Origin of the sequence: Lentzea terrae, assembly GCF_003265345.1 — a bacterium.
GTDB lineage: Bacteria > Actinomycetota > Actinomycetes > Mycobacteriales > Pseudonocardiaceae > Lentzea > Lentzea terrae.
Map to the genome: position 1 here is coordinate 569,754 of NZ_QFWW01000001.1, position 14,627 is coordinate 584,380.

8 protein-coding genes are annotated in these 14,627 nt (G+C 68.6%); 6 read left to right on the forward strand and 2 right to left on the reverse strand.

Annotated elements, in window-relative coordinates; all coding sequences use genetic code 11:
• Nucleotides 1-42 precede the first annotated feature (42 nt).
• Nucleotides 43-618 carry a TIGR00730 family Rossman fold protein gene (locus tag DI276_RS02560; protein WP_112261588.1) on the reverse strand — a complete coding sequence of 192 codons (576 nt, stop codon included), beginning with the start codon at nucleotides 616-618 and terminating at the stop codon, nucleotides 43-45.
• Nucleotides 619-782: 164 nt separating this feature from the next.
• Between DI276_RS02560 and DI276_RS02565 the strand changes: the two genes are divergently transcribed.
• A complete protein-coding gene (locus DI276_RS02565) occupies nucleotides 783-1,454 on the forward strand; it encodes an isopentenyl transferase family protein (RefSeq protein ID WP_112261589.1) in 672 nt (223 codons plus the stop codon).
• A gap of 36 nt (nucleotides 1,455-1,490) precedes the next feature.
• On the opposite strand, the gene mshC is transcribed toward DI276_RS02565, so the two are convergent.
• The gene (gene mshC, locus DI276_RS02570) at nucleotides 1,491-2,729 is read right to left on the reverse strand and encodes a cysteine--1-D-myo-inosityl 2-amino-2-deoxy-alpha-D-glucopyranoside ligase (protein ID WP_112261590.1); all 1,239 of its coding nucleotides are present in this window, start codon (nucleotides 2,727-2,729) and stop codon (nucleotides 1,491-1,493) included.
• Between the two features lie 134 nt (nucleotides 2,730-2,863).
• On the opposite strand from mshC, the gene DI276_RS02575 reads away from it, so the two are divergent.
• From DI276_RS02575 to DI276_RS02595, 5 genes are all read left to right on the forward strand, one after another.
• Nucleotides 2,864-7,132 (forward strand): glycoside hydrolase family 2 TIM barrel-domain containing protein, encoded by a 4,269-nt coding sequence (locus tag DI276_RS02575; RefSeq protein ID WP_112261591.1) that lies wholly within the window; start codon nucleotides 2,864-2,866, stop codon nucleotides 7,130-7,132.
• A gap of 49 nt (nucleotides 7,133-7,181) precedes the next feature.
• Complete coding sequence (locus DI276_RS02580; RefSeq protein WP_112261592.1) at nucleotides 7,182-7,979, forward strand: slipin family protein; 798 nt, start codon at nucleotides 7,182-7,184, stop codon at nucleotides 7,977-7,979.
• A gap of 58 nt (nucleotides 7,980-8,037) precedes the next feature.
• Nucleotides 8,038-12,018 (forward strand): AAA family ATPase, encoded by a 3,981-nt coding sequence (locus DI276_RS02585; RefSeq protein ID WP_112261593.1) that lies wholly within the window; start codon nucleotides 8,038-8,040, stop codon nucleotides 12,016-12,018.
• A complete protein-coding gene (locus tag DI276_RS02590; RefSeq protein ID WP_112261594.1) occupies nucleotides 12,019-13,344 on the forward strand; it encodes an esterase/lipase family protein in 1,326 nt (441 codons plus the stop codon).
• A 38-nt stretch (nucleotides 13,345-13,382) separates the two neighbouring features.
• The coding region (locus tag DI276_RS02595) for a cbb3-type cytochrome c oxidase subunit I (protein ID WP_232836396.1) at nucleotides 13,383-14,627 on the forward strand (1,245 nt) is incomplete at its 3' end.

Sequence of the window (14,627 nt, forward strand, 5' to 3'; positions counted from 1 at the left end):
GCTTTCACTTGACGAGGCTTTGCATTTCCTTGGGAAAAAGCACTAGTCGATCGGTGCCTCCTCCACCCACCGATAAACGGGTGGCGCGTAATCGGCGAAGCGGTTGAGCAGCCGGTCGAGATCGTCGTCCACCAGAACCATCTCGCGATAGGCCGGCTTGAGAAACCCCTCCGACACCATGTGGTCGATCATCGCGAGCAGGTGGTCGTAGTACCCGTCGAGGTTGAGCAGGCCGATCGGCTTGGCGTGCAGGTCGAGCTGGGCCCACGTCCAGATCTCGAAGAGCTCGTCGAGGGTGCCCGCGCCGCCCGGCAGCGCGACGAACGCGTCCGACAGGTCCGCCATCAGCGCTTTCCGCTCGTGCATCGTGTCGACGACGTGCAGTTCGGTGAGCCCGTCGTGCGCGATCTCCCACTCGATCATGTGCCGCGGGATCACGCCGATGACCGATCCGCCCGCGCTCAGCGCACCGTCGGCCACGGCGCCCATCGTGCCGATCCGGCCACCGCCGTAGACGACCCCGACACCCTGCTCGGCGAGCACTCTGCCGACCTGGGCGGCGACCTCCATGTGCCGCACGCGCCCGGCCGAAGAACCACAGAAGACGCCAACTCGCATGCCGACACCATATCCGCACACAAGCAGACAGCGCGGAGAAAGCAGACAACCCGCGCAAAACTATATTGCTCGCTGAAGTTTTTCCGAAGACTGCGAAAAATCACGGCCGAACCGGCGGCTCGGGGAGAAGGTGGAAGGAGGTCCACCGCAAAGGAGAAAGCACCATGAATTGCGTGCACCTCGTCGTCGGCCCCACCGGCGCAGGCAAAACGGACGTCGCAACGGAAATCGCCGACGAGCACAACGCTCCGATCGTCGTGGCCGACCGGATCCAGTGCTACCTCGACCTGCCGGTCACCAGCGCCCGGCTGGACGGCGGGCCGCACCGCCATCACCTCGCCGAGCGGACGGTGCCCGACGGCGACTACCCGGTGCACGAGGCCGCGCACGCGCTCCTGCGGAAGGTCGAGTCCCTGAGCCGGATCCACGACCACGTGGTGGTGGAAGGCGGATCCATCTCGTTGCTGCGCCGGTTCGCCGACTGCCGCGGGCGGTTCCCGTTCCGGCTCACCGCGACGGTGCTCCCGCTCACGGACGAACGTGCACACCTCGACCGGCTGCGCACGCGGGCCGCGCGGATGATCGCGGACGGCATGCTCGACGAGATCGCCAAGGCCTGGCAGCACCACGGGCAGCGCTCGTTCGTCGCGTCGGTCAACGGACCGGAGGCCGTGCTGGCCTGGTGCACCGAGACCGGCCTCGACCCCGAGGACCTGCCCGGCATCCACGAGGACGAGGTCGCCGAGATCGCCGAACGGGTCGCAGTGGTGCACCACGAGCACAGCCTCGAACAGCACGAGGTGTTCACCCGGCTGTTCGGCTGGAACCACGAGTGACCCGGCTCCGGTGACCGGAGCCGGGTCCAACGACCGTTAGAGCTCCACGCCGAGAAGCGCGTCCACGGCGGTGCGGATCTGCGACGGACCGTGCGAGTCCGAACCGCCGTGCGACAGCGCCTCGTCCGCCCACGCGTCGATGGCGGCCAACGCGCGAGGGGTGTCGAGGTCGTTGCCCAGGTGGTCACGCAGCCGCGTCACGGTGTCCACACCGGACGGTCCGGACGACAGCGCGGCCGCCTTGCGCCACTTCGCCAGCCGCTCCAGTGCCTCGTCCAGCAGCGCCTGCGTCCACGGCCGGTCCGAGCGGTAGTGCCCGGCCAGCAGGGCGAGCCGGATGGCGTTCGGGTCGACCTTCTCCGCGCGCAGCTTGGAGACGAAGACCAGGTTGCCGCGCGACTTCGACATCTTCTCGCCGTCGAGACCGATCATGCCCGCGTGCACGTAGTGGCGGGCGAACGGGTGCTGGCCGGTCTGGGCCTCGGCGTGCGCGGCCGAGTACTCGTGGTGCGGGTAGATCAGGTCGGAGCCGCCGCCCTGGACGTCGAAGCCCATGCCGAGGCGGTTGTGGGCGATGGCGCTGCACTCGACGTGCCAGCCGGGACGGCCCTCGCCCAGCTCCGACGGCCACGACGGCTCGCCTTCCCGCTTCACGCGCCACAGCAGCGCGTCCAGCGGGTGGCGCTTGCCGGGACGGTCGGGGTCGCCGCCGCGTTCGGCGAACAGCTCGGACATCTTCTCGACCGAGTAGTTCGACTCGTAGCCGAAACGGCCCGTGGCGTCGTGCGAGAAGTAGATGTCCGGGTACTCGGCGTCGTCCACGCGGTAGGCGTGCCCGTCGGCCACCAGCTTCGCGACCACCTCGACGATCTCCGGGATCGCCTCGACGATGCCGACGTAGTCCTGCGGCGGCAGGACGCGCAGCGCCTCCATGTCCTCGCGGAACAGCGCCGTCTCGCGCATCGCCAGCACGACCCAGTCGTCCTGGTCGCGCAGCGCACGCTCCAGCAGCGGGTCGTCGACGTCGGTGACGTTCTGGACGTAGTGCACGTTGTGGCCGTTGTCGAGCCACACGCGGTGCACGAGGTCGAAGGCCAGGTAGGTGGCGGCGTGGCCGAGGTGCGTGGCGTCGTACGGCGTGATGCCGCACACGTACAACCTGGCGGTGTCTCCTGGCGCCGTCGGGCGAACCTCACCCGTTGCCGTGTCGAACAGCCGCAGCGGTCGGGGGTCCCCCGGGACCCGCGGCACAGGAATGGATGACCAGGTCTGCATACATCCGACATTAACGCGTGCCGCCGGACGGAGTGCGGTTTCCGGCTGTTGGGACGACCACCCCGAACGGACCCGGACAGAAAGATCGGACATTCGTTGACGACGTTGTCATCGCGTCCCTAGCGTCCAAGGGCATGCTTCGTGTCGTTGTTGCCACGTTGATAGCCCTGTCCCTGTCCCCCGCAACAGCCACCGCCGCAGCGCAGGAACCGGACGCGCTGGCGTACCTGCAGAACCCGCGCATGACGGGTGAGCACCAGGAACCACCGCATCCCGACCTGAAGCCCGAGCGGCGCCTGAGCCTCAACGGCGAGTGGCGCATCCGGATGTTCGACAAGCCGGAAGACGTGCGAGAGACGTCGGACGGCTGGCGCACGGTCCAGGTGCCGCACACGTGGCAGACCGACTTCCTCGACCACCCGATGTTCCGCAACATCCCCACCGAGATGTACCCGGACGACCCGCCGGCGATCCCGCGCGACGTCAACCCCACCGGCGTCTACGAGAAGTCGTTCGACCTGCCGCCGGACTTCGATCGCACCCTGCTCCGGTTCGAGGGCGTGACCAGCGGTTACCTCGTCTGGGTCAACGGCACGTACGTCGGCTACGACCAGGGCGGCTACACGCCCGCCGAGTTCGACGTCACCAGCAAGCTCAAGCCCGGCCGCAACACCCTGAAGGTCCAGGTCCACCGCTGGGGCTCCGGCTCCCACCTCGAGGACTACGACCAGTGGCGGTTCTCCGGCATCTTCCGCGAGGTCTGGCTCTACTCGACGCCCAGGACCTACCTGCAGGACGTCACCATCAAGACCGACCTGGACGCGCAGTACCACGACGCCACGATCACCACTGACGTCAAGATCGGCGGCGCACCGGATGGCCACACCGTCCGCACCAGGCTGTTCGACCCGCACGGCCGCGAGGTCGCCATCAGAGACGGGAAGGTCGACAACCCGCTGAAGTGGACCGACGAGACGCCGAACGTCTACGAGCTGCGGATCGAGCTGCTGCACGACGGCAAGGTCATCCAGACCGGCAAGCAGCCCGTCGGCTTCCGCAAGATCGAGATCATCGACAAACAGCTCAAGATCAACGGCAAGCGCGTCCTGTTCCGCGGCACCAACCGAGCCGAGACGTCCGCGCACGGCAGCCGCTACGTCACCCGCGCTGACCAGGAAAAAGACGTCGAGCTGATGAAGCGGTTCAACATCAACGCGGTCCGCACCTCGCACTACCCGAGCGATCCGTACTTCTACGAGCTCGCCGACCACAACGGCCTGATGATCGCTGACGAGGTCGACATCGAGACCCACCACCACGACGGCTGCCCGAACAACTGCCTCGCCGAGCGCCCGGAGTGGCAGGACGCGTTCCAGGACCGGTTCGTCGCGATGATGCAGCGCGACAAGAACCACCCCAGCGTGATCATGTGGGACACCGGCAACGAGGCAGGACTCGGCAAGGCGCACTACACGATGGCCGAGTACGCCAGGAAGAACGACACCCGCCCGCTGTACCACCAGCCGAACGTGCCGGACGGCGACGCGCCGTTCGCGGACGTCGCCGGCCCGCGCTACCCGTCGCCCGCAGGCCTGGAAGCCAAGGCGAAGACCACGACCAAGCCGATCATCATGGGCGAGTACGCGCACGCGATGGGCAACAGCCTCGGCAACTTCAAGGAGTTCTGGGACGTCGTGCGCGCCTACCCGCAGGTGCAGGGCGGCTTCATCTGGGACTGGGCCGAGCAGAACATCGCGCTGCCGTTGTTCACCACCCCGGACGACGCCAACGGGATCATGACCTGGCTCTCCGGCAAACCGTCGCATGTGGACGGGCCGCACGGCAAGGCGTTGCAGCTCAGCGGACTCGACGACTTCGTGGAGGTCTACCGGGACCGCAAACTCGACGAGGTCAGCGCGGGTCTGACGCTCGACGCCCAGGTCAAGCCCGCCGACTGGACCGGTGACTTCACGGTCATCTCGAAGGGCGACCACCAGTACGCGCTGAAGATGGCAGACCGCACCACGCTGGAGTTCCACATCTACAGCGGCACCTGGCGCACCGTGAAAGCGACGGTGCCCGCCGACTGGTACGGCAACTGGCACCGCGTCACCGGCACGTTCGACGGCACCGAGCTGCGCCTGTTGATCGACGGTCGCGAAGTGGGGTCGACCAGCTACACCGGGACGATCGACTGGTCGCACTGGCCGGTCAACATCGGCCGCAACGCCGAGACCATGCAGGAGAACGTCCAGACCCGCATGGCGCACGGCACGATCGACCAGGTCCGGATCTACCACCGCGCCCTGACCGACACCGAACTGGCCGCGGACCCCAAGAAGTCGGCCGTCCTGGCGCTCGACTTCGAGACGCTGCAGGACAAGGGGCGCAAGGAGTCCTACGGCGCGGGCACCGGTGGCGTCGACGGCGTGGTGTGGGCGGACCGCAGGCCGCAGCCGGAGACCACCGAGCTGATGGCGGTCCACTCCCCCATCCGGTTCTCGTTGCAGGACAACAAGCTCACCGTCGCGAGCGAACGTCAGTTCACCGGCACCGACGACCTCGAGCTGCGCTGGCAGGTCCAGGACAACGGCCGCACGATCGCCCAGCAGCGCGGCCGGCTCCGGCCGGGCACGATCACGTTGCCGGACTTCCGCGCGAAGACCGAGCGCTGGCTGACCGTCCGCGCCACCGACCGGCGGGGCAACGACGTCGGCACCGCCCAGTTCCCGGTGGGCGGCATGCAGATCGCCGGCCTGCACGCACCAGGAGCACCGGGCAAGCTGACGACCGCGCAGAACGACACCGAGATCGCGGTGTCCGGCAAGGACTTCCGGTACGTCGTCAGCAAGACCTCCGGCACGCTCACGTCGATGCGCGTGCGCGGCACCGAACTGCTGAAGACCGGTCCGGAACTGGACGCCTGGCGCGCGCCGCTGTCCAACGAGTTCATGAGCGAGGACGGTTCCTGGTACCGCAACGGCCTCGAGCGGCTCCGGACCACGCCGTCGAGCGTCACGGTGACTCAGCAGGGCCCGGACACGGTCATCACCGCGAAATCCACCGCTCAGGCCGTCGCGAACGCGTCGTTCGGCCAGACCTTCACCTATCGGATCACCGGTGCCGGCGAGATCCACGTGGGTCACCGGGTCGCGGCGCGGGACAAGATGCGCGACCTGAGCTACCTGCCCGGCATCGGCTTCACGCTCGAAGTGCCGGACAACTACCAGAAGTTCACCTGGTACGGCCGGGGTCCCGGTGAGAACTACGACGACCGCAAGGCGGGCAACCCGGTCGGCGTCTACCAGTCCACTGTGGACCGGGAGTTCAACGACTACTACAAGCCGCAGGACTTCGGCAACCACGCGGACACGCGCTGGGCGACGCTGTCCGACGGACGCGCGGGCCTGCTCGTCGCGGGCGACCTGGACGTCCGGGTGTCGCGCTACGACGACCTGGACCGGGCGCCGTACCCGTTCGCGCTCAAGAAGAACGACGGCTGGACCACCCTGCACGCGTCCCATCGCGTGTCGGGCGTCAGCGAGACGTTCCACGAGCCGCTGCCGCAGTACCAGGTGGAGGCGGGCAACGAGTACGCCTACTCCGTGCTGCTGCGCCCGCTCACGCCGTCGGAAGCGGCCACGGGCAAGCTCGGCCAACAGGTCACCTGTGCGCCCGCGGTCGAACTGAAAGCCGCCGACACCGCACTCGAACCGGGTGAGCAGGTGGAAGCCGAACTGGTGGTGACCCAGCCGTGTCCCGGCACCACGACGGCCACCCTGTCCGCGCCCGAGCACTGGTCGGTCTCCCCGAGCACGGTCGATCTCACCAACGGCTCCGCGAAGGTGACGATCAAGCGCGACGGCGGCGACGTCGGCACCCGGCCGGTGTTCGTCGAGGTCCGCTCCGGCAAGGGCACCACGACCCTGACCGCGGACTTCACTGCCACGCCGCCCGCGCCGACGGGAGAAGCAGCGGTGTCGACGTTGCCGTTCCTCAGCGAGCGCAACGGCTGGGGCCCGCTCGAACGCGACCGCAGCAACGGCGAGAACTCCGGCGGTGACGGCAACCAGATCAGCATCCGGGGTGCGAAGTTCGACCGGGGCGTCGGCGCGCACGCCGAGTCGGAGTTCCGGGTCTACGCGGGCGGGAAGTGCTCGAAGCTCACCGCGACCATCGGCGTGGACGACGAGACGAACGGCAGCGGCAGCGTGCGGTTCGAGATCCTGAAAGACAACCAGTCGGCTTATCTGGGCCCCGTGCTGACCGGACAGAGCGCAGCGGTGCCGATCAGCGTCGACACAGGTGGAGCAACGGTGCTGACGTTCCGGGTGACAGACGGAGGTGACGGTAACGCCTGGGACCACGCCGACTGGGCTACGCCTACGTTGACCTGCGTTTAGAGGCGTACCGTTGCAGATCAAGGGCATTCGCCGGTGAAGGGCGGGTCTCATGGTCGTCGAAATCCTCAGCGGGGTGGTCGCCTTCGGAGGCCTCGGTCTCGCGATGAGCGCCAGAATCATCAAGCAGTTCGAACAGGGACTGGTGTTCCGGTTCGGCAAGCTCCAGCAGGCCGTGCGCGGGCCGGGGCTGACGATGATCGTTCCGGGCGTGGACACGCTGCGGAAGGTCAGCATGCAGATCGTCACCCTGCCCGTGCCGGCGCAGGACGGCATCACGCGCGACAACGTCACCGTGCGCGTGGACGCCGTCCTGTACTTCAAGGTGCAGGACCCGGCGAAGGCCGTCATCAACGTCGAGGACTACCGGTTCGCGATGCTGCAGGTGGCCCAGACGTCGCTGCGGTCGATCATCGGCAAGAGCGAGCTGGACGACCTGCTGTCCAACCGGGAGCGCCTCAACCAGGGCCTGGAGCTGATGATCGACACCCCGGCGCTGGCGTGGGGCATCGACATCGACCGGGTCGAGATCAAAGACGTGGCGCTGCCGGAGAGCATGAAGCGCTCGATGTCCCGGCAGGCGGAGGCCGAACGCGAGCGCCGTGCCCGCATCATCACCGCGGACGGCGAGCTGCAGGCGTCCAAGAAGCTCTCCGAGGCCGCCGCGACGATGGAGGAGACGCCCGGCGCACTCCAGCTGCGGCTGCTGCAGACCATCGTGGAGGTGGCCGCGGAGAAGAACTCGACGCTCGTGCTGCCGTTCCCGGTGGAGCTGCTGCGGTTCCTCGAAAAGAACACCAGCATCGAATTACCCCAAGGTAATTCAACGGAGCGTGATTCGTCCGAGTGAGTTAACCGGAGTAACGCCTTCTGTCCGCAAGCGACGTGTGGACAGGGGGTAGTGGAGCATGCAGGAAAGGGTCAGAGGCAGGTTCGTCGGCATCGGCGTCGGCTCGTACGAGCTGGTGCAGCCGCTGCAGCACGCCGTGAGCGACGTGCGGGAGCTGCGCGCGCTGCTCAAGGGCTACGAGGGCGAACCGCTGGCCGACCCGACCGAGGCCGACATCCGCGCCCACATGAAGGCGCTCCGGCAGAAGCCGCAGGACGGCGGCGCGCTGGTGGCGTTGTGGAGCGGGCACGCGATCCCCGTCGCGGGCAACCTCAGGCTCCTGGCCAGGGACAACGACGGCACGGTCGACGGCATCATGCTGCACGAGTTCGCGCTGTGGTGTGCCGCGTCGGGCGCGCATCAGGTGCTCATCATCATCGACGCCTGCTACTCGGGTGCTCAGCTCGACGAGGCCGTCCGCACCGTCGCCGCACTCCAGGAGGAACTGCTGGCAGGTCAGGTGCACTGGGCCGGCGTGCTGGTGTCGTGTTCGAGCGTCGAGACGGCCCGTGACGGCCTGTTCGGCGGCAAGCTGCGCAGGCTGCTGCGTGCCGGTCCCACGGCCGATGAGGACGCACGGCGGTGGAGCGACCGCACGGCGTTGGTCGACGGCGGCGCGGTCGGCACGGCGCTGCTGAACGCGTGGGACAGCGACATCCAACGGCCGCGCTTCATGCAGTACGGGTCCGCTCAGCCGATGCTGCCCAACCCGTTGTACTCGGCGAACACGGTCGTGAAGCACCTGCTGCTCGCCGCACGCGGTGGCGACTCGGCGGACAACCGGTCGTGGTTCACCGGCCGCACCGCCCAGGTCGACCGCGTGGTCGGCTGGGTCAAGTCCGGCGCCCCCGGCCTGCGCGTGGTCACCGGCTCGCCCGGCACGGGCAAGTCCGCGGTGGTCGGCCGGGTCGTGAGCCTGTCCAACCCCTTGGAACGCGACCTGCTGCTGACCACCGGACCGCCGTTCCGCCACGCCGACCCGGGCCCGGAGTCCGTGGACGCGGCCGTGCACGCCCGTGCGATGGACGCCGACCGCGTGGCCGACCTGCTCAGCCGTCAGCTGGTCGGTGCCGGCCTGATCCCCGCTCCTGAGGGTCCACGGCGTGGCGCGGCCGAACTGGTCGGCGTGGTCAGCACGTTGGCCGCGCCGCCGGTGCTGGTGGTGGACGGCCTGGACGAGGCGCGCGGTGAGTCGTTCTCGATCGCCACCTCGCTGTTGACCAAGCTCGCGAGCTATGCCGTCGTGATCGTCTCGACCCGCCAGGCCCATCGCGTCGCCGGTGGCGCGCCACTGCTGACCGAGCTGTCGCCGGTCGAGGTGCTGAACCTCGACGAGGCCGACAGCGCGACCGACGTCCGCGAGTACGTGCTGGCGCGCCTGGGCGCTTCGGCTCCGCAGTCCACTGTGGACTTGTTGGCGCAGCTGCCGTTCCTGACCGCCTGGATGATCACCGACCAGGTGCTCGCCGACGCCAAAGGTGCTTTCAGCGCGGACGTGAAGCTGTCACTGGACGCGGCGTTCGACCGCGAGCTAGCGAAGGTGCCCTCTGCCCGTGCGCTGCTGACGGCGTTGACGTGGAGCTACGGCGCGGGCTTCCCCGAAGCTGAGTGGATCGCGGTGGCGGAAGCGTTGTCCGGCGAATCGTTCGGCCGTGACGACATCACTGCCGTGCTCACCGAACTGGGCCGTCACATCGTGCAGGACGGTGAGGAAGGCACGGCCGTCTTCAAGCTGACGCACCAAACGTTCGCCGACCACCTGCGCCCACCGTTCGCGCCGAGCCGGGACGCGGTGTTCGCGCCGGGCGCGGAAAAGGTGGCGTGCGCGCTGATCCGGTTGTACCGGCAGCGAATGGAGGCCGGTGTGCCGCCGAACGTGCCGGGCTACCTGTGGAAGTACGCGTGGCGCCACTGCGGCCACGCGGGCACGCAGGCGCTGGACGGCCTGCGCGAGCTGGCGATGATGAACCGGATGCTGTTGCCGGACATCGCTCTCGCGGCGACGACGGCGGCCAACGAGCTCACGCACTGGGGCCGCGGCGACGAGGCCATCCCACCGCTGGAAGAAGCCGCCGACCACTTCCGCGCTCTGGTGCCGGACATCCGGATGTATCTGGCGGACCTGGCGTACGTGCTGAACCGGCTCGGTCAGCGGTTCCGCGAGGCCGGCCGGCTGCAACAGGCCGTGGCGCCCGCCGAGGAAGCCGTCGTGCGCTACCGCGAGCTGGTGGCCCACACACCGACGACGGCGGAAACCGTTACGCACAAACGCCTTGCGCAACGCATCGCGAAGACGACCACGCACGGCGGCGACAACCCCACGTACGCGGCGCACCTCAGTGGTGCGTTGGTGGATTTGAGTGACGTCTACGCGATGCTGGGGCGCAGGCAGGAGGCGCTCTCCACGGCTCGTGACGCCGTGGCAGCCGTCGGTGCAGCCGCGATCCGCGGCCGCCGGGAGGAGACCGCCCCGGTCACGCGCGAGACCACCGCCCCCACTGACTCCGACGCACCGCTCGCGCGTGCCATGACCTGTCTTGCCACCCGGTGCAGCGAAACCGGCCGCCGGTACGAGGCCATGCAGCGCTCCAAGCAGGCCGTCGAGCTGTACTTCTCCCTGGCCCAGACGAACCCCGTGTTCCTGGCTCATCTGGTGGCCGCCCTGGTCGAGCTGAGCCGCGACCACCTCGCGCTGGGCAGGCTGCCCGAGGCAGGCCTCACCACGCAGCAGGCCGCGGACATCAGCGGCACCCTCGGCCGGCACGCCGCGTTCCTCCGGCCGCAGCTCGCCGACGCCGCACTGAGCCTGAGCGTCGCCTACAGCCTGGTCGGCCGCCGTGACGAAGCCCTCTCCGCCGCCCGGCAGGCCGCCGAGCTCGCGGACGGCTCGCGGATCCACGGCCAGGCGTTGCACAACCTGATGCGCCGTCAGCGTGACGCGGGCAAGCCGGAGGAAGCCCTGGTGACCGGCCTGCGCACGGTCGAGGTGTGCCTGCTGCCCCAGCACGAGCACCGGCTGTCGACGCTGGCGGCCGCGTTGTTCACGCTCGACATCATCTGCGCCGGCCTCGAGCAGCCCGAGATCGTCGACGAGGCCTGGGACCGCGTGGTCGAGCGGTTCACCGGCCCGCACCTCGCGACGCTGCTGATGCTGCGGGCGGCGGCCACGTCGGCCGGTGATCCGGCGGCGGCGAAGTGGCTGTGCCAGGCGCTGACCCACGTCGGGCAGTCCCGGCAGGCGATCCACGACGTGCACGACATCGCCCGCCGCCACTACGACTCAGGGCCGTGGCCGTGGGACACCACGCCGGACTGGCTCACCGTCGACCGCACGCTCCTCAAGATCGCGCGCAAGTGGGTGTTCGCGCGGTCGTACGTCGAGGAACGCGCGGTGCTGCTCGACCACCCCGAGCTGCTGTCGACGGACGCGGACGTGGCGGTCACCGAGGCGTTGTACGGGACGAGTCTGATCGAGGCACAGATGATCCAGTCCCGTCGCACCACCGCGCAGCAGCAGGGCGTCCAGCACGCGTACCGGCCGTGGCTGCTGGCGAGCCTCGCGGACGAGTTCGTCGACGCCACGCCCGCGCGGCGCCGCGAGCTGCTCGCCACGCGCCGGGAAGAGCTGCTGGACAAGGAAGTCCTGAAGAACGTGCGGGACAACCGGCCCGTGCACGCGTTGCTGCTGCTGGCCGACGAGGACACCGACGTGCTCGACCTCGTGCTGGATGCGCAGGAGAACCCGGAGCGCACCACGGAGATCCTGCGCGGGCTGGCGGCGGGCGCGTCACCGCAGGCGTTGACCCAGGCCGTCACGGCGTTGGAGCCGCACGTGCTGGCCGCGCTCTACAAGGTGGTCGCGCGGGCCAGAGCCGGTGAGGAACGACTGGCGCTGCCGGCACCGGACCAGCGCCTGGCGTGGATCCACGAGCTGACCTTTCTGGTGCCCGCGAACCTCAAGCTGCTCACGCTCATCCGCAAGCTCGCCGAGGAGTCGTAGATGAACCACCTGGTCGTCGTCCTGCCCGGCATTCTCGGCAGCACCCTCGAAGACCGCGACGGCATGGTCTGGGAGGTGTCCGGCAAGGCCGCCCTGCGCGCCGTGCTGACCCTCGGCCGCAGCCTGCAGCGGCTCAAGCTCCCCGCCGGCATCGGCGACGAGCACCCCGGCGACGGCGTCGAGCCCGTGGCGCTCATGTCGGACCTGCACGTCATCCCCGGCATCTGGACGCCGCTGAAGGGCTACGACCGGGTGACGAAGCGGCTGAACTCGCTCGGCTACACCGTCGAGAAGGGCAACCTGCTGCTGTTCGCCTACGACTGGCGGCTGTCGAACCGCTACAACGGCGCGCTGCTGGCCAGGCGCGTCGACGAGGCGCTCGACAAGCTCGGCCCGGACGCCAAGGCCAGCTTCGTGTGCCACTCGATGGGCGGGCTGGTCGCGCGGTGGTGCATCGAGCAGTGCGGGATGGCCGAGCGCACCGACAAGCTGATCACCATGGGCACGCCGTACCGCGGCGCGGCTGCGGCGTTGGAACAGCTGGTCAACGGCGTGCGCAAGGGTCTGGGGCCGCTCGCGGTCGACCTGACCGAGTTCGCCAGGTCGTTGCCGTCGTTGCACCAGCTGCTGCCCGAGTACGCGTGCATCGAGACCACATCAGGCCTGGTCAAGACCACCGAGACCACGATCCCGGAGCTCGACACGAAGATGGTCGAGGACGCGGCGGCGTTCCACGGCGCGTTGAACGACTCGTTCGCCGACAAGACCTACGCGATCCTCGGCGGCAAGCAGCCGACCGCCACGAGCGCGCGCATCACCGACGGCAAGGTGACCTGTTACCGCACGTACGAGGGTGAGGAGCTGTACGGCGACGCGACCGTGCCCGCGGTGGGGGCGGCGCGTCGGGGTCTCGCGCTCTCGTCGAACACGCTGCACCACGTGACCGAGCAGCACACGTCTCTGCAGGACAACGCCGCCGTGCTGGACGCGGTGGAGTCGTTCCTGACCGCGAAGACGATCATCCCGCGCAACGTGACGGCGACGGAACCGCAGGTCGTCGTGCCCGACCTGGTGCTCGCCGGGGAGGACCTGGAGGTCACCGTCGAGCTGAAGGACACGACGCCGCGGGCGGTGAAGGTGGCGCTGCTCGACGAGAACGGCAAACAGGTCGAAGCACGCAGCCCGGCGATCTCCGAGACCATGGCGATCAAATTCGGCGGATTGCCTCCCGGCGCCTACTACGTGCAGGTCAGCGGCATCTCGGTGGGCGCGCCGGTGGTGCCCGTGACGTCCGCGGCGCTGGTCATGGATTGCCGCGACGTCTGAGCGGGAGGACGATTACCCCCTGCTGCGGAGGAGGCGAGATGACCACGATCAAGCCCACGCCGGTCGTCCCACATCCCGGGGCCGCGCGCGCCCGGCCGAAGGGGTCGTACTTCCTCTCGCTGTTCAAGACCACAGATCCCAAGCAGATCGGGATCATGTACCTGACCACGTCGTTCGCGTTCTTCATGATCGGCGGCGTGATGGCGCTGCTGATGCGCGGCGAGCTGGCGCGGCCGGGCCTGCAGTACCTGTCGAACGAGCAGTTCAACCAGCTGTTCACCATGCACGGCACGATCATGCTGCTGCTGTACGCGACGCCGATCCTGTTCGGGTTCGCGAACTACGTCCTGCCGCTGCAGATCGGCTCGCCGGACGTCGCGTTCCCGCGCCTGAACGCCTTCTCCTACTGGCTGTACCTGTTCGGCGGCATCACCGTGCTCGCCGGCTTCGTGACGCCGGGCGGCGCGGCGGACTTCGGCTGGTTCGCGTACGCGCCGCTGAACTCGGCGGTGCACTCGCCGGGGGTCGGCGCGGACCTGTGGATCATGGGCCTCGCAGTGTCCGGTCTCGGCACCATCCTCGGCGCGGTCAACATGACCACGACGGTCGTGACGCTGCGGGCGCCGGGCATGACGATGTTCCGGATGCCGGTCTTCACCTGGAACATCCTGGTGACGTCCGTGCTGATCCTGCTGGCGTTCCCGATCCTCACCGCAGCGTTGATGGGCCTGGCGGCAGACCGGCACCTCGGGGCGCACGTGTTCGACCCGGCCAACGGCGGCGTGATCCTCTGGCAGCACCTCTTCTGGTTCTTCGGCCATCCCGAGGTCTACATCGTCGCGTTGCCGTTCTTCGGGATCGTGACGGAGATCTTCCCGGTGTTCAGCCGCAAACCGCTGTTCGGCTACAAGGGACTGGTGTTCGCGACGCTGGCGATCGCGATGCTGTCCGTGGCCGTGTGGGCGCACCACATGTACGCCACGGGTGCGATCCTGCTGCCGTTCTTCGCGCTGATGACGTTCCTCATCGCCGTGCCGACGGGCATCAAGTTCTTCAACTGGATCGGCACGATGTGGAAGGGCCAGCTGACGTTCGAGACGCCGATGCTGTTCTCCGTCGGCTTCCTGGTCACGTTCCTCTTCGGCGGCCTGACCGGCATCCTGCTGGCGGCGCCGCCGGTCGACTTCCACGTGTCGGACACGTACTTCGTCGTCGCGCACTTCCACTACGTGCTGTTCGGCACGATCGTGTTCGCCACCTACGCCGGCATCTACTTCTGGTTC